General features: G+C 70.7%; 23 protein-coding genes. 11 read left to right on the forward strand and 12 right to left on the reverse strand.

Features of this window, described 5'->3' with window-relative positions:
• Positions 1-79: 79 nt before the first annotated feature.
• The 4 genes from HDA40_RS00745 to HDA40_RS00760 all read right to left on the reverse strand — a co-directional run bounded on the left by HDA40_RS00745 (position 80) and on the right by HDA40_RS00760 (position 4,358).
• A complete protein-coding gene (locus HDA40_RS00745) occupies positions 80-1,435 on the reverse strand; it encodes an HNH endonuclease signature motif containing protein (protein ID WP_253750102.1) in 1,356 nt (451 codons plus the stop codon).
• A 325-nt stretch (positions 1,436-1,760) separates the two neighbouring features.
• Entirely contained in the window at positions 1,761-2,687 is a 927-nt protein-coding gene (locus HDA40_RS00750; protein ID WP_253750105.1) for a hypothetical protein, read from the reverse strand.
• A 91-nt stretch (positions 2,688-2,778) separates the two neighbouring features.
• Positions 2,779-3,519: an ABC transporter permease gene (locus tag HDA40_RS00755; protein WP_253750109.1), complete on the reverse strand. Its 741-nt coding sequence runs from the start codon at positions 3,517-3,519 to the stop codon at positions 2,779-2,781.
• Positions 3,516-4,358, reverse strand: coding sequence for an ABC transporter ATP-binding protein (locus tag HDA40_RS00760; protein WP_253750112.1), 843 nt, complete (start codon positions 4,356-4,358; stop codon positions 3,516-3,518). The genes HDA40_RS00755 and HDA40_RS00760 overlap by 4 nt, the downstream gene beginning before the upstream one ends.
• Before the next feature lie 48 nt (positions 4,359-4,406).
• On the opposite strand from HDA40_RS00760, the gene HDA40_RS00765 reads away from it, so the two are divergent.
• Positions 4,407-5,033 (forward strand): TetR/AcrR family transcriptional regulator, encoded by a 627-nt coding sequence (locus HDA40_RS00765; RefSeq protein ID WP_253750115.1) that lies wholly within the window; start codon positions 4,407-4,409, stop codon positions 5,031-5,033.
• 9 nt (positions 5,034-5,042) lie between these two features.
• Here the strand turns inward: HDA40_RS00765 and HDA40_RS00770 are convergent, their stop codons facing one another.
• Together HDA40_RS00770 and HDA40_RS00775 are read right to left on the reverse strand one after the other, a co-directional pair.
• Positions 5,043-5,711, reverse strand: coding sequence for an O-methyltransferase (locus HDA40_RS00770; protein WP_253750118.1), 669 nt, complete (start codon positions 5,709-5,711; stop codon positions 5,043-5,045).
• A 161-nt stretch (positions 5,712-5,872) separates the two neighbouring features.
• Complete coding sequence (locus HDA40_RS00775; protein ID WP_253750121.1) at positions 5,873-6,700, reverse strand: alpha/beta fold hydrolase; 828 nt, start codon at positions 6,698-6,700, stop codon at positions 5,873-5,875.
• Between the two features lie 118 nt (positions 6,701-6,818).
• On the opposite strand from HDA40_RS00775, the gene HDA40_RS00780 reads away from it, so the two are divergent.
• On the forward strand, positions 6,819-7,628 hold the full coding sequence (locus HDA40_RS00780; protein WP_253750124.1) for an MOSC domain-containing protein: 810 nt from the start codon (positions 6,819-6,821) through the stop codon (positions 7,626-7,628).
• Between the two features lie 52 nt (positions 7,629-7,680).
• Here the strand turns inward: HDA40_RS00780 and HDA40_RS00785 are convergent, their stop codons facing one another.
• The gene (locus HDA40_RS00785) at positions 7,681-7,923 is read right to left on the reverse strand and encodes a hypothetical protein (protein WP_253750126.1); all 243 of its coding nucleotides are present in this window, start codon (positions 7,921-7,923) and stop codon (positions 7,681-7,683) included.
• A gap of 100 nt (positions 7,924-8,023) precedes the next feature.
• Positions 8,024-8,554: an SAM-dependent methyltransferase gene (locus HDA40_RS00790; protein WP_253750128.1), complete on the reverse strand. Its 531-nt coding sequence runs from the start codon at positions 8,552-8,554 to the stop codon at positions 8,024-8,026.
• 132 nt (positions 8,555-8,686) lie between these two features.
• On the opposite strand from HDA40_RS00790, the gene HDA40_RS00795 reads away from it, so the two are divergent.
• Positions 8,687-9,718 (forward strand): GlxA family transcriptional regulator, encoded by a 1,032-nt coding sequence (locus HDA40_RS00795; protein WP_253750130.1) that lies wholly within the window; start codon positions 8,687-8,689, stop codon positions 9,716-9,718.
• On the forward strand, positions 9,715-10,278 hold the full coding sequence (locus HDA40_RS00800; protein WP_253750132.1) for a hypothetical protein: 564 nt from the start codon (positions 9,715-9,717) through the stop codon (positions 10,276-10,278). The genes HDA40_RS00795 and HDA40_RS00800 overlap by 4 nt, the downstream gene beginning before the upstream one ends.
• A gap of 156 nt (positions 10,279-10,434) precedes the next feature.
• Here HDA40_RS00800 and HDA40_RS00805 read toward each other — a convergent pair whose 3' ends face one another.
• The 4 genes from HDA40_RS00805 to HDA40_RS00820 all read right to left on the reverse strand — a co-directional run bounded on the left by HDA40_RS00805 (position 10,435) and on the right by HDA40_RS00820 (position 17,637).
• A complete protein-coding gene (locus tag HDA40_RS00805) occupies positions 10,435-12,528 on the reverse strand; it encodes an amylo-alpha-1,6-glucosidase (RefSeq protein WP_253750134.1) in 2,094 nt (697 codons plus the stop codon).
• On the reverse strand, positions 12,525-14,327 hold the full coding sequence (locus HDA40_RS00810; protein ID WP_253750136.1) for a glycoside hydrolase family 127 protein: 1,803 nt from the start codon (positions 14,325-14,327) through the stop codon (positions 12,525-12,527). The genes HDA40_RS00805 and HDA40_RS00810 overlap by 4 nt, the downstream gene beginning before the upstream one ends.
• Positions 14,324-16,462, reverse strand: a complete 2,139-nt coding sequence (locus HDA40_RS00815) for a golvesin C-terminal-like domain-containing protein (protein ID WP_253750138.1) — start codon at positions 16,460-16,462, stop codon at positions 14,324-14,326. The genes HDA40_RS00810 and HDA40_RS00815 overlap by 4 nt, the downstream gene beginning before the upstream one ends.
• A gap of 212 nt (positions 16,463-16,674) precedes the next feature.
• On the reverse strand, positions 16,675-17,637 hold the full coding sequence (locus HDA40_RS00820; RefSeq protein ID WP_253750140.1) for a dihydrodipicolinate synthase family protein: 963 nt from the start codon (positions 17,635-17,637) through the stop codon (positions 16,675-16,677).
• Between the two features lie 199 nt (positions 17,638-17,836).
• Here HDA40_RS00820 and HDA40_RS00825 point away from each other — a divergent pair, with 199 nt between their 5' ends.
• The 7 genes from HDA40_RS00825 (at position 17,837) to HDA40_RS00855 (ending at position 25,818) form a co-directional block, all read left to right on the forward strand.
• On the forward strand, positions 17,837-18,937 hold the full coding sequence (locus HDA40_RS00825) for a LacI family DNA-binding transcriptional regulator (protein WP_253750142.1): 1,101 nt from the start codon (positions 17,837-17,839) through the stop codon (positions 18,935-18,937).
• Positions 18,934-19,863, forward strand: coding sequence for an ABC transporter permease (locus HDA40_RS00830; RefSeq protein WP_253750145.1), 930 nt, complete (start codon positions 18,934-18,936; stop codon positions 19,861-19,863). Before HDA40_RS00825 ends, HDA40_RS00830 begins: the two co-directional genes overlap by 4 nt.
• Positions 19,860-20,744 (forward strand): ABC transporter permease, encoded by an 885-nt coding sequence (locus tag HDA40_RS00835; protein WP_253750148.1) that lies wholly within the window; start codon positions 19,860-19,862, stop codon positions 20,742-20,744. The genes HDA40_RS00830 and HDA40_RS00835 overlap by 4 nt, the downstream gene beginning before the upstream one ends.
• A 56-nt stretch (positions 20,745-20,800) precedes the next feature.
• The gene (locus HDA40_RS00840; RefSeq protein ID WP_253750151.1) at positions 20,801-22,339 is read left to right on the forward strand and encodes an ABC transporter substrate-binding protein; all 1,539 of its coding nucleotides are present in this window, start codon (positions 20,801-20,803) and stop codon (positions 22,337-22,339) included.
• A 74-nt stretch (positions 22,340-22,413) separates the two neighbouring features.
• The gene (locus HDA40_RS00845) at positions 22,414-23,400 is read left to right on the forward strand and encodes an ABC transporter ATP-binding protein (RefSeq protein WP_253763525.1); all 987 of its coding nucleotides are present in this window, start codon (positions 22,414-22,416) and stop codon (positions 23,398-23,400) included.
• A complete protein-coding gene (locus HDA40_RS00850; protein ID WP_253750154.1) occupies positions 23,387-24,151 on the forward strand; it encodes an ABC transporter ATP-binding protein in 765 nt (254 codons plus the stop codon). Before HDA40_RS00845 ends, HDA40_RS00850 begins: the two co-directional genes overlap by 14 nt.
• Positions 24,152-24,195: 44 nt before the next feature.
• On the forward strand, positions 24,196-25,818 hold the full coding sequence (locus HDA40_RS00855; RefSeq protein WP_253750157.1) for an FAD-dependent oxidoreductase: 1,623 nt from the start codon (positions 24,196-24,198) through the stop codon (positions 25,816-25,818).
• The last annotated feature ends 134 nt before the right edge of the window (positions 25,819-25,952 follow it).

A 25,952-nucleotide genomic window follows, 5' to 3' on the forward strand; every position in this document is an offset into this window, starting at 1 on the left:
TGCCGCAACACGAATGCCCCTTGTGACCAGTGCTTGTCACAAGGTCCCGTCTATTTCGCTCCGCCGTGGCCAGCGCAGTTCAGCATCTGCGGTGGAGGGTGTTGCGGACTGCTCGTCGTTGTGGGTCGACGAAGGTCGGTGGGAGGAATTCGGGGAAGCCGTCTGGTCTGATGCGGACTTCCCAGTGCCCGTGGTGGATTTCGCGATGGTGGAACCCGCAGAGTAGGACGCTGTTGGTGAGGCAGGTGTCGCCGCCGTCTGCCCATGATCGGATGTGGTGGCCGTGGCACCACTGGGGTGGCCGGTCGCAGCCGGGGAACGCGCAGCCCTTGTCCCGCAACACCAGCGCACGCCGGAGCGGTCCGTCGATAAGCCTGCGGGCGCGGCCGACGTCGAGGACTTGGCCGTCGCCGCCGAGCACGGCCGGGATGATCATCGCGTCGCACGCGAGTCGTCGCACGGTTTCCGGGGTGAGTAGGTCGCCGGTGTCGAGCAAGCCTGCGCCGACTTTGGCTTGGAGGGCGTCCCAGGGCAGGGTGATCGTCAGGTGTGGTTTCTCGCCGCCGTTGTCGGGCAGCTCACCGGCATTCATGATCCGCTGGCACACCTCGACCAGCGCATCGGCTCGTCGAGCGCCGGCCGAGCGCAGATCCGGTTCACCTGGCAGCACCCGGGCCGCACCGCGACCGCCATCTGCCGCATCAGCGCCACGTCCCGCGCCCGCGCTGTCGACGGGCGCAGCCGCAGCTGTCGGTGCGGGCTTGCGTGGCCCGGACAGCGGGTCCAATGCGGTCCGCACGATCGCGGCCATCTCCGTATCCAGGATGCCGCGGATCCGGTATTCGCCTTCGCCGTAGGGGATGAGGGTGAAGTCGCGCCGGTCGTTGGCGGAGCGTTCGGCGCGTTCCAGGTCGCGGCGCAGGCGTTCCTCGGCGATCTCGGGCGCGACCAGTTCCAGGATCTGCGACCGGTGGTTCTCCAGGGTCTCCGGCCGCAGTCGGTCGTCGGCAGCAAGCTTCGTCAACACGTCAGCGGCTTTCGCCTTACCCGCATCGCCGACGGCCGACGGCAGGGCGTGCACCGTTTTGGCGATCACGCGCGCCTGGTCGACGGTGACCCGCCCCGCAACGAGGGCTTCCTCGACCACCGGCGTCTCAGGCAACAGCTTGGCCAGCTTCGTCCAACCGACAGCATCCTTGTGCCGCATGGCCAGGAGGTAGGTCAGCCAGTTCGCGGTGCCGGTCGCACCGGCGTTGTGGGGGATCTCGCGACTGTCGGCGGTGCCGATCAACGCCAGGAACCGGCCCGACAGGGCTTGGATCGCGACGTGGACTCGGCGGACCTCGTCGGTGATCTCGGCGTCCGAAAGTGCCCACAGGGGACCAGCCGCCAGCTCGGCGACATCCGCCTCCACCTGCGCCAACACCCCGCCCATGGATCAACATTAGAACGAAGGTACGACACCTTCCAGGGGGTCAAGGTCACGAGAATGTGCCACGATCCAACCACCCGAACGTCCACAAGCGACACGCGCCGCAATGCGCCCTACAGATGCGATTTCGGGTCCGATTCCGTGAGCATGCGCCAGCGCGAAACGGCCGCTGACCGCACACCATCGGCGCATGATCTTGCGAACCGGCTAGAAGTCGCGCACCAAAGGGCGCATAACGCGCAGGCGCGCCCTAGTGGGCGCACACGCAGAAGGCGCGGGCGCACATGCAGAAGGGCACGGGCGCAGAACGCTCGGGCCGTCAACAAGCTCAGGAAGTCGTGGGAATCCGCTCGTGGCGTTCGATCAGGAGCCGGATGCCGTCTGGTTCGAGGGCGAGCAGGCTCGGCACGATCTCGCCGGCGGCGTATGGGGAGTCGAGGACGGCGTGCTGCAGGAAGTCCACCCAACCGGAGTCCTGCCTGGTCACGAGGAGGGTGTCGGGGTCGGGGAGGGCTACGAGCAGTTGGTCGCCGCCGAGTGAGCGGCTCATCTGTTCGTGGAAGTCGGGCAGGGCCAGTGCGGATGAGGCGAACGAGCCTTCGCGGCGCAGGGTCAGGAACAGGCCGCGCTCGGGGCGGTCGCGGTCTTCGCCGACGTCGACGCGCAGGCCCGCGACGAGTGCGCCGTACGCCGTCGCGAGCACTTCTTCGAAGGGCTGCGTACCGAGTTTGGCGTGGGTCAGGTGGTTCATGCCGATGCGGCCTTGCGGGGTGAGGGCGACTGCGGCGACGGTCACGTGCAGGCGACCTGGGACGACGTCGCGATGGGGGAGGTGCTGGAGGAGGTCGATCGTGGGCGACGACCAGCTCCACAGGACGGGGAGGAGTTGGCCGTTCTCGGCGACGTGTTCCATGTTGTCCACGGCCTGTGCCGCCGCGTGCTGGCGTTCTGCCTGCTCCATGGTCTGCCGGACGTCGGCGTACGCCGCCTCCCAGCCGCCGGGTCCGGGCCGGTCGAAGCTGTAGGTGACCGCCGCCCGGGGGAAGGTGCGCCCGATGAACTCCTCGTCCACCGCCGACGGCTGCCACTCCGAGTAGATGCGGCTGACCTCGGCCGCGGCCCGGCGCTCGACCGGAACCGCGAACCAGGCCTGCTGTACGCAGTCGTCGGCCTGGGTCGGCCCGCTCGAGATGAACGGCTCGGGGTAGCCGGGGATCTCGAAGACCACCATGTTGGTCGTGGGGTCGGTGTTCACGCGTCCTCCTTGGGCAAGCGCGTCCTCCCAATGACGCAAGATCGTCAGGGACGGTACCACTGTCCGGCAAGACCGCACGCGGGCGGACTGATCACAGTAGACGGTTGCGGCCCCAGCCTCGGGCCATCCGCCACGCGGCGAACGCGCCGAGCACGGCGGCTACGGCGAGCAGCACTCCCGCGTCGCGGAGGGTCGCGGTTGCGTCGCCGGTCAGGGCGGCGGTCAGCGCGTGCAGCGCCCAGTATCCCGGCGACGCGGGGGCGGCGGCCCGCAGCCACGTCGGCATCAGCGCCAGCGGCACCATCGCGCCGCCGAGCACGGTGAAGAACATCCCGCCGAGGTCGTTCACCGCGCTCAGCTCGCTCTGGCTGCGTACCACTGTGGCAAGCGCGGCCCCCGCGCACAGCAAGGTCACCGCCCAGCTCACGCCCGCGACCAGCAGGAGGTCTGGTCGCGGCACGCGCAGCCCCAAGAAGATCATCGAGTACGCGATGAGGGCGGCCTGTTGCGCGAGTAACACGGTGCCGAGCGGAACGGCCTTGCCGACCAGGATCTGTGCGGGGCGGGCGGGGGTGGCGCGGAGCCGGTCGAGCGTGTGCCAGGAGCGTTCGGTGAGGATGCCCCCGGCGATGATGTTGAGGCCGAGCAGGGAGAACAGCACGAGCATGCCCGTGACCGCCTGGGTGAGCCCGGCGGACCCGAGGGCGGCCGCGTAGAGCGGGCGCAGTGCGGTGATCAGCACCAGCGGCATGCCGACGCGGCTGAGGGCCGGGCCGGGTTCGGCGCGCAGCAGAGCGAAGTTGTGCCGGATCAGGACGGTCGCGGCGCTCATCGGGTCACCGCCAGGCTGTGGTAGAGATCGTCGAGGGTGGCCGGGCGGATGTCCACTGCCGACGGCCGTACGCCCGCCGCGAGCAGCCGGGCCAGTTCGGCGGTCGGGTCGGGCGTGGTGATCTGGTCGACGCTGCCGTCGGGCCGGGTGATGTCGAGATGGCCGGGCAGTCCGGCCAGCAGGCTGTCCTGGTCGCCTCGGGCGATCACGCGACCGGCCGAGCACAGCGCGAGCGTCGCACCGAGGTCGACCAGTTCGGGCAGGTAGTGCGTGGTGTAGCAGACGGCGGTCCCGGTCGCCGCGACCTCTTTGATCAGGTCGAGCAAGGCGGCTCGCGTTTCGGGGTCGGCCCCGACGGTCGGTTCGTCGAGCAAGAGCAGCCGGGGGCGGTGGAGTAACGCGGTCGCGGCCTGGGCTCGGCGGCGCTGGCCACCCGACAGTAGCCCGACCGGCCGGTCCAGACAGTCGGTGAGCAGCAGGCGTTCGGCCGTCTGCGTGATCGCCGCGCGCAGGGATCGTCCGCGCAGCCCGGCGAGTCCGCCGAACAGGCGCAGGTTCTGCCGCAGGGTCGCCGGCAGGTAGAGCGCCAGCTCCTGCGGGGCCAGCCCGATGCGGTCGCGAGCCTGAGCGGGTGTCCGGCCGTCGACGGTGACCACGCCCGCGTCGGGCCGGATGAGTCCGGTGACGATCTCGACGAAGGTCGTCTTGCCGGCGCCGTTGTGGCCGATCAGCCCGCAGATCTCGCCGGGTGCGATCGAGAGGGTGAAGCCGTCGAGGGCGCGTCGGTCGCCGTACCGCTTGATCAGGTCTTCCGCCGAGAGCATCGCCGGGGAGTGCATCGGAGCGCCTCCTTTGTGATCTACGTTGTATAGATCTACACTGTAGAGGTGCCTGACGACGATCGCAAGCGACGGATTCTGGACGCCGCGCTGGAGCTGGCCGACGAGCGCGGCCTGGCCGGTGTGACCATGCGCGCCCTGGCGCAGAAACTCGGGGTCACCGCGATGGCGCTCTATCCGCACATCGGGGACAAGGAGGGCCTGTTCGACGGGCTGGTCGATCGGATGCTCGCCGAGATGCTGCCCGCCGTGCCCACCGACGGCACCGCCGAGGAGCGGCTGCTGGCCGTCGGGCGGGCCGCGCGTGAGCTGTCCCGGCGGCACCCCTCGGCGTACGCGTTGCTGCTGGCCCGTCCGGCGGTCACGCCCGACGCCGTGCGCCTGGTCGACGCGATCTACGGCGCACTGCTGGATCTGGGCGTACCGGATGCTGAGGTGCCGCGCGTCGAACGGCTCATCACGACCTTCGCCCTCGGGTACGCCGCCAGCGAGGCCAGCGGCCGGTTCTCGGCGGGCACGATCAATCCTCGGGGGAGGCGGGCGCAGTTCCCGGCCGACGAGGTGTCCGCCCATCGGCGGCTGAGCGAGGTGCTCGATCGGATGCCGGACTGGGACGCCGAATACGAGGCCGATCTGCAGGACCTGCTGCTGATGGTGCGAGCGCGCTGGTCCTGACGGGCCGCGTCAGTCCGTGACCATCGCCAGGACGAAGCCGTCGTGGCCTTTGACGCCGACGGTCTGCACGGCAGTGGCCGTCAGCCGGGGCTCGGCGGCGATCAGCTCGGTGAAGCGGCGTACGCCGACGACTCGGGGATCGTCCTCGGTCGGGTCGGTGACGGCGCCTTCGCGGACGACGTTGTCGCCGATGATGACGCTGCCCGGCCGGGTGAGCCGTAGCGACCAGGCCAGGTAGTCCGGATTGGACGGCTTGTCGGCGTCGATGAACACGAGATCGAACGGACCGGCTCCGTCGGCCTCCAACTGGGGCAGCGTGTCCAGGGCCTTGCCGACCAGGATGTCCACGAGGTGCCCGACGCCCGCCCGCGCGACATTGGCTCGGGCGATGGTGGCGGCGTGTTCGTCGACCTCCAGCGTCACCAGGCGGCCGTCCGCCGGCAGGGCGCGGGCCAGCCAGATGGTGCTGTAGCCGCCCAGTGTCCCGATTTCGAGGATCGACCGCGCTCCCCGAATGCGGGCGATCAGGTTCAGCAGCTTGCCCTGGTTGGGCGCGACCTGCAGGGCGCTGAGTCCCGCCGCGTCGCTGTCCTCGACGGCTGCGGTCAGCGCGGAGTCTTCTTTCACCAGCAGATCCGCGAAGTAGCCGTCGACCGCCGTCCAGGTGCTCTGCGTCATGCGGGTTCCTCTCGGAGACTGAGCAGCGTGAGCGACGTTACCACCGGTGGCCGCCGATCAGGCTCAGCAAACCCCGTGTCCCGGGAAACTCCCGCGTTCAAGAAGACCGCGACCCGCTGCCGGACGGGCAGCGGGCCGTAGGCGTACGCGAGAACCGGGGCTCAGTTCTTCTCCTCGTCCAGGAAGTTGACCGCGACCGTGGCGAACAGCGGCGACAGGAACATGTTGTAGTGCGTCAGGCCGGGCAGGATGGCCAGCGCGTGCCCGCCCGCCGGGCGGCCCTCGGCCATCCAGCCGCCGTCGCGGTGCCCGCCGTCGAGCAGCCCGAAGACCTCGACGTAGTGGCTCGGGGGAGCCATGTCGGCGTCGGCGGCGACCACGAGGGTCGGCACCCGCATCGCGCGTACCTCTTCGCTGAAGTCGAAGTCCTTCGCCATCGCCGCGCCGATCTTGTCGAGCAGCTGGGGGAAGTCCTCCGGGCGCGGAGCCACCCGCTGGTACAGCTGGTACATCGGGGTGTCCTTCATGAACTCGGCCGCCGCCGCGCCGACCTGCTGCTGCTGGCCGAGCATCTCGGCGTAGATGGCGCTGCGCTTGATGTTCGCCGACGCCGTGACCAGGCGGCCGATCTTCTCGGGGTGACGGAAGCCGAGGTGCCACGCCACGCCGCCGCCCAGCGAGTAGCCCACCACGTCGGGCCGGTCCAGACCCAGGTGGTCGATCAGCGCGGCGATGTCGTCGGCCATCAGCGCGACGTCGATCGGCCGGTCGATGTCGGCGGTCCGGCCGTGCCCCTGCAGGTCGACCAGGATCACCTGGTGGTGGTCGGCGAAGAGGGAGACGACCGGCCCGAACATCTCGCCGGACCCGAGCCCGCCGTGCAGCAGGATCAGCGGGCGGCCCTCGCCGTAGGTCTCGTAGTAGAGGTTGATCCCGTTGACCTCGGCGTACTGGCCGTTGCCCGCGGTGTCGTTGCTCCAGCTCGTCATGATCAGCTCCTTGAGGATTCCTTCAACGTCATCTGACACCACGTATGACGGTCGTCGCCGGCGAAAGTCATCGGTCCCGGCAGAAGTTTGTGAAAACCCTCGCGATAAGTTGATCGACATGGTGGGTTCGGTCGCGCAGTTGTGGCGTTATCCGGTGAAGTCGATGCTGGGCGAACAGGTCGCCGAGGCCGACGTGACCGAGCGCGGCATGCTGGGGGACCGGCGCTGGGCGGTCCTCGACGAGGAGACGGGGAAGATCGCGAGCGCCAAGACCCCGCGGCTGTGGCGGGCACTGCTCAGCTGCCGGGCGACCGCCGGGCCGGACGGAGCGGTCGTCCTCGGCCCGGACGGGAGGGCGCTGGCCGACGACGGGCTCACCGAACTACTCGGCCGGCCGGTCACGCTGGCCGACACGCCGCCGCCCGGGGCGTCGCTTGATCGGTCCAAGCCGGATCAGGTGCTCGCGCGAGGACTCGACGCCGATGTGGAGGCCGATGTCGTCCGGTTCGGCTCGGCCGCGCCTGAGGGCACCTTCTTCGACTTCGCGCCCCTCCACCTCATCACCACCTCGACGCTGCGCAGCGTCGCCGCGCTCAGTCCGCGTACGGCGATCGAGGTTGAACGCTATCGGCCCAATCTGGTCATCGAGACGGCGGAACCCGGCTTTCCGGAGCACTCCTGGGTGGGCGCCGAGCTGCGGATCGGCGACGGGCTCGTGCTCCGCGTCATCGCGTCCACTCCACGGTGTGCCATTCCGACGCTCGCTCACGGCGAATTGCCCCGCGACACGTACGCGTTGCGCGTACTCGCTGAGCACAACCGGGTGCCGGCACTGCCGGGACTGAACCCCGAACCCTGTGCCGGAGTGTATGCGCAGGTGGTGACGCCGGGCCGGGTGCGGCCGGGCGATCACGTCGCGACGGGGTGAAGCTCCAGGTCGGCGACGGCCGTCACCACGTCCGGGAAAGCCGGCACGTGCGTCATCGTTTCAGGTCGACGAGGGCGCCGGACCGCTCGACGGTGCGCGTACGCCGACGGGCGGCGCGCGGGCGAGCGAGGAGGACCAGCGCCACCAGCGGGATCACCAGCATCGACTCGGCGAGCAGCACGGTGCCGAGCGTGACGAGGGTCCAGCCCAGCGCCCGCACCAGGGCCACCGCGATGCCGATGCCGCCGGCCGTTCCGACGACGGTGCCGTACCACGCTGGCAGCTGCCGAATCACAACGTCCCTCCCCAGGTCGCGGGAAGATCCTTTCAGATCCGACACCGTGATGCCAGGGCCACTGTACGTAGTTGAGTAGTCGGTGATCCCGAAGGACCGATCACGATCTGACGGGGCGAGCCGTGAGACAGACCAGCGCCGACCGATGCGTGGAGCCGTAGACCGTGGTGACGTCGAAGCGCTGTTCGGTCAGGAAACCCGCCACGCGCTCCGCGATGGCCTGCGCGCGCCCGATCGCCGGCGGCTCGTAGGTCAGGAACATCGCCCCGGACGGCTTGAGTAGCCGCCGGATGATGTCGAGGTCGCTCGCCGACGACCGGACCCAGAACAGGTTGACGTTGACCGCGAAGACTTTGTCGAACCGCCGCCTCAGCAGGTCCGCCGCGTCCAGCGGAGCCGTCTGGAACGCCGCGCGACCGGCCGCCACATGCTCGGCGTTGCGCTGCTCGGCGTACTTCACCATGGTCAGCGACCGGTCGATCGCCGTGATCTGCCCACTGCGCAACCGGTCGCACACCAGCGACACGGCCGCCCCCCGACCGCACCCGATCTCCAGGAGCCGGTCGCCGGGGCGTACGCCCATGGTGTCCACAGTCCAGCGAACCCGTTCCGGAATAGCACCCACCGCCATCCCTCTGTCTTACCAAACGGACGCTCAGGCGGTAATCGGCCCCGGCTCGCTGTGGCCCCGGACGCTTGCTTCGGCCGGCGCGAATGGTCCGGGGACCACACCGGCGCTTGTGGCTGCGCATATGGTGGGGTGATGCCGGAGCGCGTGATCCTGGTCGTCGGCTACGACGGCGCCGAGCTGCTCGACATCGCCTGCGTCACGTCCAGCCTGGACATCGCCAACCGGATCGGCGCGAGCCCGCCGTACCGGAGCGTGCTGGCGACCCCGGGCGGGCAGCCGATCACCTGCGACTCCGGCCTGCGACTGGCCGCTCAGGCCACCCTGGAGCAGTTCCGAGGCCCCATCGACACGCTGCTGGTCAGCGGCGGCCTCGGGCACCGCGACGCGGCCGAGAACCCGGTGGTGGTCGGCCACGTACGCCGCCTCGCCGCGCTGTCCCGCCGAGTGGCCTCGGTCTGCACCGGCGCCACCGTGCTCGCCGAGGCGGGCCTGCTCACCAACAAGCGCGTCACCACCCACTGGATGTACGCCGAGCAACTCGCCCGGAACTATCCGGAGATCATCGTCGACCCCGATCCGATCTACGTCCGCGACGGCGACGTGGCCACCTCCGGCGGCGTCACCAGCGCGCTCGACCTGACCCTGGCGTTCGTCGAGGACGACCACGGGATGGCGCTCGCCCGCGGAGTCGCGCTCGGCGTGGTGGCGTACCTGCAACGGCCGGGCGCGCAGGCGCAGCTGAGCATGTTCCTGACCCGCCGCGACGGCGACGACCTCGTGGTACGCCGGACGACCAGCCACATCGCCGGCAACCTCGCCGACGACCTGACGGCGGGCGCTCTCGCCAAGCTGGCGGGGGTGAGCGAACGGCACCTGTCCCGGCTGTTCCTCACCTACGTCCGGGAGACCCCGGCGCAGTATGTACGCCGCGCGCGTACCGAAGCGGCCGCGCACCTGCTCGCCTCGACCGCGATGCCGCTGCCCGCCATCGCCCGGCGCTGCGGATTCGGCAGTACGGAGACGATGCGGCAGGCGTTCGTGACGCACTACGGGGTGCCGCCGTCGGCGTACCGCAGGAATCCTGTCGGGCCGCCCACGGAATCGGACCCTCCGGTTCCAGCGCCCGGCTACGCGGTCGTCGGTGCGGCACGATCGGGATCGTGACTCGCATCCTGGATCGCTGGCCCTCGGCGCTCGGCCTGGTCTCCATCGCCGGCGCGGTGGCCGTCCTCGTCCTCAGCTCCCGCGACGAGCTGCCGTTCGGCCCGGCCGACCTGTTCGGCCCGGCCATCGCCACGATGGCGGGGATCTACCTGATGGCGTACGCCCTCGGCAAGCCGTGGACGGCCTGGCTCGCCTTCGTGGTGCTGAGCGTCGCGGTCAGCGTCTTTCACGTCCTCTACCTGCGTACGGGTGCGCCGAACCCGGCCGTCGGGATGGCCGCTGTCCTCGTCGTGCTGTGGATCTGGGTGGTGGCCGCCGGGCGACGGCTCTCGCTACAGACCGCGGGCATGGTCTTCTTCGGTACGCTCAGCCTGCTCTGCGCCGCGGTGGAACCGCCGCTGGCGGTGGCCTTCGCCGGACTCGGCTTCCTGTTCCACGGGGCTTGGGACGCGTACCACTTCAAGGTGGACCGTGTGGTGAACCGGCCGTGGTCCGAATACTGCGGGGTGGTGGACCTGGGGGTCGGGGTCGCGTTGCTGGTGACCGCCGCCAATGGGTGACGCCCCGCGCGTTCGCCCCGGGCGTTCGCCCCGCGTTGCCGCCCCCTGGCGCATGGGTGACCCTCGATCGCCGGAACGCTGTGCACCTGACACGAGCCGGGTCAGGTGCACAGCGTTCCAGTAGTCGGGGGACCCCCGTGCCAAAAAGCGGGGGCGTCAGGCAGCGAGGGTCACGAGCGTCCCGGGGGAGGGGACGACCACCTCGACGGTCCGGTCGTCGCCGACCGAGACGGTCAACGTGGGCGACGAGCCGACCTGAACCCGAACGGTGTCGCCGGCCGACGACGGGACCCCGAGCCGCAGCGGGCCGTCCGATGACACCACCGCAGACACGAGGCCGGAGCTACGCGAGTAGTCCGACACCACCGTGGCGGGCGACGCGTCGACCAAGACAAGCGAGTCCAGCGCCACGCGCAGCCGGTCGTCGGCGTACAGGCTGAGTCGGCCTTCGCGCAGGTTGAGGTTGGTCAGCGTCGCCGCGCGCCCGGGGTGGGCGAAGCGCCAGCCGCCGGGCCGGGCGTCGGCCATCTGCTGCATCGCCAGGTACGCCAGCAGGTTGCCCCAGCTGAGCAGGAAGTCCGACCGCGCCTCGAACGGGTGGATGTCCTCGTCCGGGCTGGAGAAGTAGTTCTCGTGGACGTGGCTGTGCTCCTCCCATTCCACGCGGAACATGCCGAGCAGTTCGTCGGTGATCCGCGCGACCTGCTCGTAGAGCCCGTAGCGGCGTAGCCCCTCGACGGTGAGGAAGGCGACCGGCCCCCAGACGCGCCCGCGCATGTAGTGCCGGTTGTAGCCGGGGTCGCTGCGCGAGACGCTGGGCAGCGGCGGCGATCCGCCGAGCAGCTCCGGCGTGAGCAGGGTCTCGACCGAGCGCCGCGCCCGTTCCGGGGTGGACGCCCCGGCCAGCAGCGGGTACAGCATGCTCGGCGCGAGGTGGATGTCGAACGAGCCGTCGGCACGCAGGTTCCGGTAGTGGCCGGCGTCCTCGTCCCAGAACCGCTCTTCCAGGGCCGTCCGGGTGACCGCCAGCTCGTCGAGCAGCCGGGTCGCGTCCTCCGTGCGGCCGAGCCGCGACGCGATAGCGGCCAGCGCCTCCCCGTCAGCGGCGTGCAACGCGTTGAGCGCCACGTCGGTCAGGTCCATCGTGTGCGTCTTCGGGTCGTACTGGATCTCGTCGAACATGGGGGAGTCGTCCATGCCCGACTCGCGGCGCGTACTGTCCACGGTGGCCGACTTAGGGTCGTTCGTCGGGTCAGAACCCCAGGTGAGCAGGCCCAGCGGACCAACCCGATCCTGGGTCCACCAGTCGTGCCAGCCGAGCAGCCGGTCGTACGCGTCGCTGAGCAGGGTGGCGTCGCGGGTCTCGTCGGACAACCCGGTGCTCAGATACGACTTGAACACCGTGTACGCCCCGACCGGCGGCTGCGATCGGTCGTCGGTACGCCCGCGCTCGTCGGAGACGCGGTTGGGCACCATGCCGCGGTCGGTGGCCTGCTCCAGCATCTGGTCGTAGATGCCCCGGGCATAGTCGTGATCGATCCACGTCGCGGTGAGTCCACAGAAGAACGTGTCCCAGCCGTGCAGCGCCCAGGTGCCGTAGAACCCGCGGCGGCCGGCATGCACGAAGTCCCGCGAGGTCGGCGTGATCACCCGGGCCAGGTCGGTCCGGATCACGGTGTTCCAGGTGAGCGCGCGCTGGTAGCCCTCGGCCGACCGGCCCAGCCAGCCGGAGCTGCCGATCGCCCGGGACTCGGCGGCGGTCCGGGCCGCGTCGAAGTCCACCTCGGGGACCGCCACGCCGACCGGCGCCCAGGTGAACGTCCCGCCCGCGCCCGGCAGCGTGACGACGCCGTCGCCGAGCTCCGAGCCCTCCGGCAGCGTCGGCTGCCACCGAGCGAGGTCGACCGGCTTCGCCTCGGGCAGCTTGTCCACGATGAGCCGCACCCGGGTGCCGTCGGGCGTACCGGGGAGCAGCTCGGCCAGTCCGGCCAGGACGTTCGCCGCCGGGTTGGTGAAGACCAGTCGTAGCAGCGCTTCCCCGGCCCGGACGGTGACCTCGGCGTACTCGCCGTCGACGGTGTGGTGCCCCAGCCGCTCCAGGCCCTCACGCCAGGTGAAACCGTCGGTCACGGTGCCGTCGGGCGACACGATCGCGGCGCGGACGCGCAGGCCGGACGGCAGATGCGCGGCAGCTGTGTGGTACTGCGTGTCCCAGGTGTTCCAGTCTTGGGGGACGGGATGTTGCGTCATCGGTGGTTCTCCAGGGTCGGTAGCCAGATCCGCATCGCGTGCGGGCCGCGATTGGCCCACGCGTAATACGGGATGAGCGTCAGGTCCGCGCTGCGCAGCACGGTCACGCCGCTGAGCAGGTCGGGCCGGGGTTCGGGATGGATCGGCGCGGCCGGATCGAGCCGCAGGTCCTCGATGACCGCGTCCGGGTGCTCCGGCTGCTCCACCGCGTACACGAGCGGTCCGCGGGCCACCGCGACGCAGCCTCGTGTCGCGTCCACCCGCTGGTCGGCGACGATCAGGCGCGGCGTCAGGTCCAGCTCCAGCACCACCTGGTCGCCCGGCCGGAACACGCGCGAGGTCCGCGCGTACCCACCCGCCGCGACGCGCTCACCGTCCACAGTGGCTTCACTCCACTGTGGTACGCGTAAAGCGAGTTCGACGGGGTGCGCCGGAGCCTCCCGGACGGTCACGACGACTCGGCCGTCCCAGGGGTACGCGGTCCGCACGTCGACCGCGAAGTCCCCCGATCGCAGGGCGCCTTCGGCGTACTGGTGGATCTGGAGCTGGTCCAGCGAACCGGTCGCGACGTACGCGGGCAGGCTCGCCAGCGTACGCATGATGTTGGGCGGGCAGCACGCGCAGTTGAACCAGGGCCGCCGCCCGTTGGACGGGGAGCGCTGGACGTCCGGTCGTGCCCCGGTACGCCGGTGCAACGTGTTGACGTAGAAGTACTCCGCCTCGGTCAGCGACACTGCCGGCAGCACGGCGTTGTAGAGGATGCGTTCCATCTGATCGGCGTACTTCGCCTCGCCGGTGGCCAGCAGCAGCCGCCAGGCCCACTGGAGCATGCCGATCGCCGCACACGTCTCGGCGTACGCCCGGTCGGGCGGCAGTTCGTAGTCGTCGCCGAACGCCTCACCGTCCCATCGGGACCCGACGCCGCCGGTGACATGCTGTTTCCGGGCGGCCGTCGCGTCGAACAACCGGCGTACGGCGTCGAACAGCTCGGCGTCGCCGGTCTCGATCGCGACGTCGGTCGCGCCGAGCGCGAAGTACACCGCCCGGACGGCGTGACCCTCCAGATTGGCCGCCTCCCGGATCGGCACCCGGTCGGCATAGTGCGCGGGGTCGGCGTAGTGCGACGGGTCGAAGCCGGGCTTGGTGGCCCGGCCGTGCCCGCGCGCGTCGATGAAGTACGCCGCCAGGTCGAGATACCGCCGTTCGTCGGTCTCCCGGTACAGCTCGACCAGGCCGGTCTCCACGCCGGGATGCCCCTCCAGTTCGCCGCGCTCGCCGGGGCCGAACGTGTCGGCGAGGTGGTCGGCGAAGCGTACGGCGACGTCGAGCAGCGTGTTGTCGCCAGTTGCTCGGGCCGCCGCGACCGCGGCCTGGAACAGGTGCCCCGCGTTGTACAGCTCGTGGCTCATCCAGAGCTGGGTGTAGCGCGGTTCACCCCGCAGCCGCAGGACGGAGTTGAGGTAGCCGTCGCCGTCTTGGGCCGCCGCCACCGTCGCGGTCAGCTCGCTCAGGTGGCCCCGCAGCTCCGGGTCGGGGCTGCGGGCGTACTCCCAGGCGGCGGCCTCCATCCACTTGAAGACGTCGGAGTCCCAGAAGACCGCGCCGCGCGCCGCACCGGCCTGTTCGCCGGCGGCGACCCGGAGGTTGCCGATGTTGCCCGCCTCGACCAGGCGCTGCCGGCCGACCGGGATCGCCGCCTGGTTGGCAGCGATCCGGTCGGCCCAGAACCCGCCGGTGATCCGGCTGTCCGGCAGGCCCAAGGGGTGCAACGCGACCCCCGACCTCGGAGCTGTGATCACTGAGCCGACCCCGGGGCCGGTTGCCGCCGGAACCGTACGCCGTCGGCGATGACCACGCCGTCGGCCGCGTCGGTCAGCTCCACGTATCCGTCGAGACCGGCCCGGAACGGGAAGGTGCCGAGCGACACCCATTCGCCCATGCGGACGTCGGCGACGCCGTGGAGCTTCTGGTTGACCGTGACGGTGGACGTGCCCTCGGCGTGATGCACCGTGTAGGGCGCGTTGCCGGCCCGGTTCGGGTCGGCTGCGTACGAGATGAGCACCTCATAGCGGTCGTCCCCGGGGAGCGCGGGCAGCCAGCGGGCGCTGTTGGCCCCGGTGCCCTTCGCGTGGGTGAGGTAGTTGAAGCCGTAGTAGCCGAAGACGCCGCGGCTGCTCGGCCAGGTGCCCGTGACCGCGAAGCCGAGGCCGCCGTTGTCGACGGCGTAGTCCTCGCGGACGTCCGCCGCGTGCGGCGCGGTGACGAGGCTGAGCTGGTCGAGCGAGACGGCCGTGCCGCCGCCACGGCCGGGACCGGCCAGGGTGAAGCGGATCGTGTGCCGCCCTGGCCGCAGCCGGCCGGTACGCAGCAGCGCGGTGTCGTAGCCGTCGCCCCGAGAGGACGTGAGATCCAGTGTGGACGTACGCGGTGCCTCGCCGTCGACGGTGACGGTGATCAGCCCGCCGTCGGCGGATCGGAAGTAGCGCAGCCAGAGTTCATAGTCGCCGCCCGGCGCGACGGTGAACGGGTACTCCACGTAGTCGCCGGTCGCGGCTGGTGTCCACACCGCGCGGGCGCCGTCCTGGGCGGTCGCCTCCGCCAGCACCGTGAGCGTGCCGCCGGAGACCGTCGCCTGCTGGGCCGTCTTCCCGAGATCCTGCGTAAGCGTCTCGTCGACGCCGGGTCCGGTTGCGAGGCTGTCCCGGCCCCGGGTGAGCCATTCGAGGTTGAACCGGGCCAGCGCCACCCGGCGCGGGCTGCCGTCGAGGTCGCCGTCGCAGCCGTAGAGCAGCACGATCGTGCCGTCGGACAGCCGCGCGAGGTCGGAGTAGAACGCCCGGATCGGGCTGAGCGAGCGGCTGTAGCGGAAGGACTGGCCCTCGTCATAGCTGACCGCGACGGTCATGTTCCAGCGCATCGGCGAGTCCGGGAAGCTGAACAGCATCCGGTCGGGCTCGGCGGGGCCATGCTGACCGCGACGGGGTCCGCCGGTGTAGCGGATCAGGCTCGTGTCGCAGCCGTTGAACAGCCCGGCGTTGAAGTCCATCCGGGGCTTTGACCAGGTCACACCGCCATCCTCGCTGACGGCGACGGCTCGCGGCCAGTCGTTGCCGGACCCGGGCCGGGTGTTCATGACGACCGCGCCGTCGGACCGCTGCACCAGCCGGGCTTCGCCCGCTACCGGCAGCCCGGCCGCCATCGGGATCTCCCCGCCGGCCACCCAGGTACGCCCATGGTCGTCGCTGTAGATCGTCGACGCGCCGTAGTTCCGGTCAGTCGTCGGTACGCCGGTGATGACCGTGCGATGCGAGCAGGACAGGATGAGCCGCCCGGAGTCGAGCTGGATGCCGTGCCCCGGACCCGGGCCGTGCATCGCCCAGTTGTACGGGAAGTGGTCGAACAGCCCGGCCAGGCTCCGGCGCTCGCTCCAGGTCTGGCCCCCGTCGGTGCTGGACACCACGTAGACCGTGCTGGAGTCGGCCGAGCAACTCGTGTTCTCGGGCAGCTGCTCGCACAGGTTGTGGAAGAGGAAGACCTCGCCGGTGATCTTGTCCACGACGAACGTCGGGTTTGCCCAGATCTGACCGTCGACCGACTGCTCGACGACCTGGGTGGGGCTCCAGGTCTGGCCGCCGTCGACGCTGCGCCGGACGAGGATGTCGTGCGGGCCGGCGTCACAGGTCTCGTGGCGGCCCTCGGTGCAGGCCAGGATCGTGTCGTCGGGCAGGACGGCCAAGGCGTGCACGTGGTAGCTGGACAACCCGTCGACGGTGTTGTCCCACAGCGTGGTCTCGGTGAAGAACGGCTCCTGCGGCGCGGCTTTCTCCAGGGCTACGGCGGTTTCAGCGGTTGCGGGGGAGGTGGGCAGGGCGAGCGCGGAGGCGCCGGCGACGGCGCCGAGGGTGAACGCTCGCCGGCTGATCCGGTGGGACATGCGGCTCTCCTTGACTGTCTTTCGAAGCGGACGGTCTTCCGGGGCGGAGCTGTCTTCCGGGGCTGAGCTGTCTTCCGGGCTGGGCATTTTGTGCGGGGTGGAGCTGTCGTTTCGCGCTGGATCAGGGATGTGGGTCGAATCTTGGGTGGAGATTCGGCCGGGAACCGTGATCCATCGCCGTCGGGGTGGGCTGCTAGGGGGTGGGCCTCGGGTCAGGCCCGGCGCAGCACGTCGCTCAGGCCGTCGAGCGCGGTACGCAGTGCGGCGAGTTCGTCGTCGGTGCACGGCAGGAACGGCTCGGCGGCTGTCGCCGGGCAGAGCCCGAGCAGGTGCAACGCGGTCTTCATGATCACGACGCCGCTGGCGCCGGGGCGGATGGCGAAGAGGGCGGCCAGCCGGTTCACGTCCTGCTGGAGCGCGGTCGCGGTGGCGTCGTCGCCACTGCTGCCGGCGCGGAACAGGTCGACGCACAGGGCGGGGGCGAGCATGCCGACCCCGGGCACGGTGCCGGCCGCACCGAGGCGCAGCGCGACGTCCAGTTGCCGTTCGATGCCCTGGGCGACGCCGAATCCGGGCCGCTTCCGGGCCAGCTCGCAGAACTGGCCGAATTGCGCGGTATCACCGGAGTTGTCCTTCAAGCCGACGATCCCCGGCTCGTCGAGCAGGCGGCGTACGAGGCTGACCGGGACGGGGTTGCCCGTGTAGGCGGGGCTGTTGTAGACGACGACCGGGCGGTCCAGCGCGGCCGCCGCCTGGAAGTGCGCCAGCAGCTCCCGTTCGGTGTGTTTGAAGTAGAACGGGGCCAGCACCACGACCGCGTCGAGGTCGACGCCGTCCAGCGCCTCGAGGCGCTGCCGGGTCTCCCGGGTGCCGGGGCCGGTCGCGGCCACCATGACCGTCGCGGCCTCGCCGACGAGCGCCCGCCAGCGCGCGGTCACCTCGGTGGCGTACCGACGGACGCCGTCGCCGGGCAGCAACGGGCCCTCGCCGTTCGTCCCGGCCAGCAGCAGCGACGTCACGCCGCCCTCGGCCAAGTAGGCCAACAGCGGCTCGACGGCTTCGGCATCCGGCCGCCCTTGGGCGTCCAGCGCGGTGACCAACGGAATGACCGTGCCGCTGACCAGCGGTTTTACCGAGCCGCCGGTGGTCGGGCGGCTGTTTTGCCTGGTAGACATGGGACCTCCTGAGCGAGTGCTTCCGGACGGTACCGGCGATCTTTACCGGACGCCAGACGCTAATAGGTATTAGTATTTCGCCTTCGCTCTTCGGGATCGCGTACTGGATCACCCCTTGACATCCAGTCGTAGCCGGTGTGAAACTTTGCGACCACCGAACACCCCCAGTTAGTAGGGCGCATTAGCAGGGAGGCGCACAGTGTCCCGAAGCCCCGTGCCACGCGGACCGGCGCGACGGCCCACCCAGGCCGACATCGCACGCCTGGCCGGCGTCAGCCAGGCGACGGTCTCGCTCGTGCTGAACGAGCGGGAGTCGGAGGTACGCATCAGCCCGGCGACCCGGGACCGGGTGCTGGCCGCCATGCGCGAATGGGGTTACGTCGCGAACCCCTCGGCCCGCTCGCTGGCCGGCGGACGCAACCGGATCCTCGGCGTGCACACGTTCGAGCCGGTGTTCCCGACCAACAGCGTGGACTTCTACTTCCCGTTCCTCGTCGGCATCGAGCAGGAGGCCGCCGATCTCGGTCACGACCTGCTGCTGTTCACCAGCGCGGGCGGCCAGCGGCAGATCTTCCGCGACGGGTCCAGCCGGCTGTCGCTGGCCGACGGCGCGCTGCTGCTCGGCCGCAACCCCAACGTCGAGGAGATCGAGCGGCTGCGTGACTCCGGCTACCCATTCGTCTACATCGGACATCGTGAGGTCTCCGGCCCGCCGATCCCGTACGTCGCCGCCGACTACGCCACCGCCACCCAGCAGCTCACCGAGCGGCTGTTCGGGCTGGGCCACCGGCGCGTCGCGTACGCCCGGATCGGCGACGGCGACGCCCAGCCCAGCCGCGACCGGGAGAAGGGCTTCCGCCGGGCGGCGTCCCCGGACGGGCAACGGCGGCTGACCGGTCCGGTGTGGACGCTCGAATCCGGGGAGGACGTGCCCGGCCTGCTCGCCGAGATCCGCCACGGCGGCATCACCGCCATCGTGGCCGAGCAGCAGGTCCTGGCCGAGCGGATCCTCGCGTACGCCGAGGGGCAGAACCTGTCGATCCCCGGCGACCTGAGCGTGGTCGTCCTCGGCGACTCGGCCGGAGCGCCGCAGACCGGCACCGACTGGACCGGACTCATCGTGCCCCGGGAGCAGATGGGCCGGCAGGCCACCCGGCTGCTCGTCCAGCTGCTCGAAGACCCGGATCTGCTGGACGATCCCGGTTCGGCGGACGCGGCCCCCGGTGACGGAGCGCCGCACGAGAGCGTCGAATGCCTGCTCGCCGACGGCTCGACGGTCGGGCCGGTGACGCAGTCATGATGCGGCTCGTCGTCAAGCGCCTGCTCATCGGCGTCTTCGTGATGTGGGGCGCGGCCTCGCTCATCTTCCTCATCGTCCGGGTCGCGCCCGGCGATCCGGCCAGCATCATGCTCGGCCCGGACGCCGGCAGCGATCAGGTCGCGGAGCTGACCGCCCGGCTCGGCCTCGACAAGCCCCTGTACGCCCAGTACCTGAGCTACCTCGGCGACGTCGTCCGGCTGAACTTCGGCGACTCCTACCGCCTCGGCACCGCCGCGATGCCGACGGTGTTCGAGCGGCTGCCCGCCACGGCCGAGCTGATGCTCGCCTCCACGGCGATCGCCGTCATCGTCGGGCTGACCCTCGGCCTGCTCGCCGGAGCGCGGCCCGGCTCGATGGCCGACCGGATCGTCTCGGCGGTGTCGATCGCGTTGCAGTCGTTCCCCACGTTCTGGGTCGGCATCATGCTGATCCTGATCTTCGCCCAGGCACTGCGGCTGCTGCCCAGCGCCGGGGCGGGCAGTCCGCTCCATCTGATCCTCCCGGCGGTCACGCTGGCGTTGCCGTTCACCGCGGTGGTCGCCCGGCTGACCCGGACCAACGTCGCCGAGACGATGCGGGAGGCGTACATCCAGACGGCGCGGTCCAAGGGGCTGTCCGAACGGCAGGTGCTGCTCGGCCACGCCCTGCGCAACTCGCTCATCCCCGTCGTCACCGTGGTCGGCCTGCACATGGGCGGCCTCATGGGCGGCGCGGTCGTGGTCGAGAACGTCTTCGCCTGGCCCGGCGCGGGGTCGCTGGTCGTCGACGCGGTGTCCAACCGCGACTACGGCCTGGTCCAGGCGGCCACCTTCCTCATCGCCGGGATCGTCATGCTCTTCAACCTGATCACCGACCTGGTCTACTCCCAGCTCGACCCCCGCATCCGCCTGGACGGTGGGGCATGACCGCGGTGCTGGAGAAGACTCCGGCGACCTCGGCCGACGTACGCCGTCGTCGTCCGCGTCGCCGCTGGACGCGGTGGGTCCCGTACACGATCCTGGCGATCTACGCCCTGGTCGGCGGGGTCGGCCCGCTGCTGATCGACTACAACCCGGTGTACGTCTCGCTGCCCGATCGGCTGCTCAAGCCGGGGTCGCACGTGTCGACCGGCGGGATCGCCTGGCTGGGCACCGACGGCACCGGCCGGGACGTCCTGGCGCAGGTCGTCTACGGCGCGCGTACCTCGGTGCTCATCGGGATCGCGACCGTCGTCGTCTCCTGCGTCGTCGGCGTCGCGATCGGCACCGTCGCCGGATACTTCCGGGGCTGGCTGGACACGATCCTCGCCCGGGGCATCGACATCCTGCTCGCGTTCCCGGCGATCCTGCTCACCATCGTCATCGCGGGCGCCTTCGAGCGCAGCGTGCTCGTCGTGGTGGTCGCGTTGTCGGCGACCGCGTGGATCTCGTTCGCCCGGGTCACCCGGGGTGTCGCGCTGACCATCCGGGAACGGGCCTGGGTCGACGCGGCCCGGGTGCTCGGCGTACGCCCCCTGGCGATCCTGTGGCGGCACATCGTGCCGTTCACCGCCGGACCCGTCGTCGCCCTCGCGACCCTCGAATTCGCCCTCGTCGTCCTGGCCGAGGCCGGGCTGAGCTTCCTCGGCATCGGCCTGCCCAACTCGGCCGTGTCGTGGGGCCAGATCATCGCCAACGGCAAGCAGTACCTGGCGACCGCCTGGTGGATCTCCGCGATCCCCGGCATCGCGCTGTCCCTGCTGATCATCACCATCGGGATCCTCGGGGACCAGCTCACCGCCCGCTACGGACGCGGGCACGTCCGATGAACCGCCCACCTCTGCAAGTCCCTTCCCTCATGACCACTCCCACTTGGAAGGCATCGATGACCAGATATCGTGCCCCGCGCGCCACCCGGCGTACGGCGCTGGCCGTGCTCGGCGCCGCGCTGTCCGCCTCGCTGGCCCTGACCGCCTGCAGCACCACCAGCGGCGGCTCCTCCGGCGGCGGCAAGGAGATCACCGTCGCCGGCACCTACTCGATCGAGAGCCTCGACCCGGCCAGCCCGTCGGGCGGCGGGGCCACCGGCACCCAGCTCACCTCGAAGGCGCTGTTCAGCCGCCTGGTCAAGCCCAAGGCCGACGGCAGCCTCGAAGGCGACCTCGCCACCGAGTGGACGCCGGACGGCACCGCGACGCAGTGGACCTTCAAGCTGCGCTCGGGCGTCAAGTTCAGCGACGGCTCGGACGTCACCGCGGACGACGTGGTCGCGTCGTTCCAGCGGTTCATCGACCTCAAGAGCACCAACGCCGCGAACTTCACCGGCTACACGATGACGGCGTCCTCGCCGACGGAGGTGGTGCTGAAGGCGACCAAGCCCGACGCCGCCATCCCGTACAAGCTGGCCGTCTTCTTCGTGATGCCCAAGAGCGTGCAGGGCGAGGACAAGGAGTTCTTCCAGCACCCGGTCGGCTCCGGCCCGTTCAAGCTGGAGAAGTTCGACTCGGCGGGCACCGTCGTGTTCGCCCCGAACAGCGGCTACTACGGCGGCGAGCCCAAGGTCACGAAGGTGACCATCAAGAAGATGCCGGAGCTGGCCGCCCGGCTGACCGCGCTGAAGACCGGCGAGGCCGACCTGATCTGGGGCATCCCAGACGACCAGCTGCCGCAGCTGCAGAGCGACTCGAACCTGACGGTTCAGACGGTGCCCAGCACCGCGGTCTTCACGATGTGGTTCAACTCGTCGATCCCGTCGCTCAAGGACGCCGCCGTACGCCGGGCGCTCTGGCAGGCCGTCGACTTCGCGACCATCATCAAGCAGCTGTACCCGCAGACGGGAACGCTGTCGGACGCGCCGGTGTCGCCGGTGACCCTCGGCTACTCGCAGCAGGAGGCCCAGAAGTACGACCCGGCGGCGGCCAAGGCGGCCCTGCAGGCGGCCGGCTTCGACTTCGCCAAGAAGCTGCGGCTCCAGTTCGCCAACGCCGAGTTCCGCCAGTTCAACCAGGCGGTCGTCTCCGACCTGGCGAAGATCGGCGTCCAGGTGGACCTGCTGGAGAAGGAGCAGGCCGTGTTCACCAAGGATCTACTGGCCCTGAACTGGGACATCAACTTCCAGCAGCTGTCCAACCCGACCTTCGACGGGGCGAACACGCTCGGCCGGCTCTACACCTGCGCCGCCAAGCGCAACGGCTACTGCAACCCGGACCTGGACAAGCTGCTCGCCGCGGCCGGCGCCAGCCCGGACAAGAACGAGCGCGTACGCCTCTACGGCGAGGCCGGCAAGATCATCTGGTCGGACGCGGTCGGCATGTTCCCGATGGCCGTGAAGTTCGCGTACGCCTGGAACAAGAACCTGACCGGTGTCGCGCCGGACCCGAACGGGCTGCCGGACTTCTCGACGATCGGCGTCAGCGGATCATGACCACGCGAATGCCGTCTCACGCCGGCCGCCCTGAGGCGGCTCGGCAAGCGACCCGGCAAACGCGTTTGCTGGAGGTGTCCGGGCTGGTCGTCGACCTGCCCGGCCCCGCCGGCGGCACGGATTTCGTGCGCGTCGTCGACGGGGTGTCGTTCGACGTCCCGCCGGCGACGACCGTGGGACTGATCGGCGAGTCGGGCAGCGGCAAGACGATGACGGCCAACGCCCTCATCGGCCTGCTGCCCGACGGCGCCGAGACCGGCGGCGAGCTGCGCTGGCGCGGGGAGGATCTGCTCAAGGCCACCCCGGCCCGGCGACGCGCCCTGCGCGGCCACGAGATCGCGATGATCTTCCAGGATCCGCTCGCCGCCCTCAATCCGACCCAGACGATCGCCCGGCAGGTCGGCGAGATCCTGCGCCGGTCCGGCCGCCCGCGCGACGAGGTACGCCGCCGCGTGGTCGAACTGCTCGACCGGGCGGGTGTGCCCGACCCGGCGACCCGGGCCGACAGCTACCCGCACGAGTTCTCGGGCGGTCTGCGGCAGCGCGCCGTCATCGCGATGGCGCTCGCGGGCAGTCCCGCGCTGCTGCTGGCCGATGAGCCGACGACCGCGCTGGACGTGACGGTGCAGTCGCGCATCCTGCGGCTGCTGCGGTCCCTTCAGGACGACGATGGGCTCGCCATGGTCCTGGTCAGCCACGATCTGCGGGTCGTGGCGCACGTCGCGCAGGAGACCGTCGTCATGTACGCCGGGCGGGTGGCCGAACGCGGGCCGACCGCCGCCGTGCTGCACCGACCGGCCCACCCGTACACCCGGGCGCTGGTGCAGAGCGTGCCCGCGGTGCGGACGCGGACGGCGCTCGCCTCGCCGTTGCCGGGCACGCCCGCGACCCCGGCGAACCGGCCGTCCGGTTGCGCCTTCCACCCGCGCTGCCCGCTGGCCCGCGACCGCTGCAAGGTGGAGCGACCGGTCGTCCGCGAGATCGCGCCCGGCCAATGGGCGGCCTGCCACTTCGCCGAGGAAGTACTGAGTACCGAGGAGGTGCGGCATGACGCTGCTTGACGTACGCGATCTCCGGATCACCTTCGGCCGCCGCACCAAGGTCGTCGCGGTCGACGGGGTGAGCCTCTCGGTCGCGCCGGACGAGACGGTCGGCCTCGTGGGCGAGTCCGGCTCCGGCAAGACCACTGTGGCCCGCGCGGTCGTCGGCCTGGTCCGGCCGGACTCGGGCGCGATCGTCCTGGATGGACAGCCGCTGGGCCGGATCGGGCGGCGTTCCGCGGCGGCGCATCGTGCTGTGCAGATGGTCTTCCAGGATCCGCGGTCGTCGCTCAACCCGCGCATGACGGTCGCCGCGGTGATCGACGAGGTGTGGCGTACGCATCCGGTCACCGCGCCGGAGGGCGATCGCACGGCCGCGCTGCACGGCCTGCTCGACGACGTCGGGCTGGACGCGAGCGTCGCCCGGCAACGGCCGAGCGAGCTGTCCGGCGGCCAGTGCCAGCGGGTCAGCATCGCCCGCGCACTGGCCGCCAAGCCCCGGCTGCTGGTCTGCGACGAAGCGGTGTCCGCACTGGACGTCTCGGTGCAGGCGCAGGTGCTGCGGCTGCTCGTGGACCTGCGGGAGAAGCACCATCTGTCCATGTTGTTCATCTCGCACGACCTCGGCGTCGTGCACCAGATCGCCGATCGGATCGCCGTCATGCGGCGCGGCGAACTCGTCGAGGAGGGCCCGGCCGCCGACGTCCTGGGCGCCCCGCAGCACGAGTACACCCAGAGCCTGCTCGACGCGGCGCTCGAACTGAACGAATGAACCAACCCGCACAACCAAAGGCAAGACCTGGGGAGGAAACACCAATGACGGACGGCTCATCCCGCGTACCAGCAAATGCTGACGTGCTGGTGGTCGGCGGGGGTCTCGGGGGAGTCGCCGCCGCGCTCGCCGCGTTACGCCGGGGCCGCACGGTCCTGCTGACCGAGCCCACCGACTGGCTGGGCGGCCAGCTGACCAGCCAGGGCGTCCCGCCGGACGAGCACCCGTGGATCGAGCAGTTCGGCGCGACCCGCTCGTTCCGCGCGCTCCGCGAGGCGATCCGCGATCACTACCGCCGGTGGTACCCGCTCACGCCGGCCGCGCGCGCCACGACCGACCTCAACCCCGGCCTCGGCCGGGTCAGTCGGCTCTGTCACGAGCCGCGCGTGGCGGCCACCGTGCTCGCGGCGATGGTCGGGCCGCATCTGGCCGCGGGGCGGTTGACCATCTGGTACGCACACCGGCCGATCGCCGTCCAGAGCGACGGTGACCGGGTCACGTCGGTGCTGTTCGAGGGACCGGACGGCACCCGGGTCGAGGCGAGCGCGCCGTACGTGCTCGACGCCACCGAGCTGGGCGATCTGTTGCCGATGGCCGGTGTCGAGCACGTGACCGGCTTCGAGTCCCGGGACGAGACGGGGGAGCCGAGCGCGCCGGCCGTCGCGCAGCCGGACAACATGCAGGCGTTCTCCTGGGTGTTCGCGGTCGACCATCGGGACGGCGAGGACCACACCATCGACCGCCCGGACCAGTACGGCTTCTGGCGCGACTACCAGCCGCCGTTCTGGCCGGACCGGCTGCTGAGCCTGGTCGCCCCCGATCCTCGTACGCTGGAGCCGGTCGCCCGCACGTTCGTCCCGAACGCCGCCTCCGGCCCGGTCGTGGCCGATCAGAGCCGGGATCCCGGCGACAAGGACCTGTGGATCTTCCGGCGCGTCCTGGCCCGGGAGCAGTTCCAGCCGGGGTTCCTGACCAGCGACGTCACCATCGTCAACTGGCCGATGATCGACTACCTGCCCGGACCGCTGATCGGAGTGTCCGACGAGGAGCGCGACAAGCACCTCGACGGCTCCCGGCAGCTGGCGCTGAGCATGTTCTACTGGCTGCAGACCGAGGCTCCGCGCCCGGACGGCGGCACGGGCTGGCGAGGACTGCGCCTGCGGCCCGACGTGATGGGCACCGCCGACGGCCTGGCCAAGACGCCCTACATCCGGGAGTCGCGGCGCATCCGGGCCCGCCGGACGGTGGTCGAGCAGGACCTGTCGCTGGCTGTCCGCGGAGAGCACGGCGCTGTGTCCTATCCAGACAGTGTCGGCGTCGGCATGTACCGCATCGACCTGCACCCGTCGACCGGTGGCGACAACTACATCGACGTCGGCAGCAGCCCGTTCCAGATCCCGCTCGGCGCCCTGCTGCCGGTACGCGTCCGCAACCTGCTCGCGGCGGGCAAGAACATGGGCACCACGCACATCACCAACGGCTGCTACCGGCTGCACCCGGTCGAGTGGAACGCCGGTGAGGCTGCCGGGGCGCTGGCCGCGCACTGCCTGGCGAACGGGCTGGAGCCGGCCCAGGTGCACGAGAGCCCGGAGCTGCTCGAACGCTTCCAGAACGAACTGGTCGCGGACGGCTTCGAGCTGGCCTGGCCGCAGATCCGCGGCTACTAGAAAATCCAGTTACGCCCATGCGCCGCAGGGACTACCCTGCGGCGCATGACCATGGCCGTGTTCGGCCAGGGCACCCGGTAGACCGCGCGTACACCGGGGCGCCGCTTTCCGGCGCACACATGCCCTGACGCAGG

The sequence above is a fragment of the Hamadaea flava genome (assembly GCF_024172085.1).
GTDB lineage: Bacteria > Actinomycetota > Actinomycetes > Mycobacteriales > Micromonosporaceae > Hamadaea > Hamadaea flava.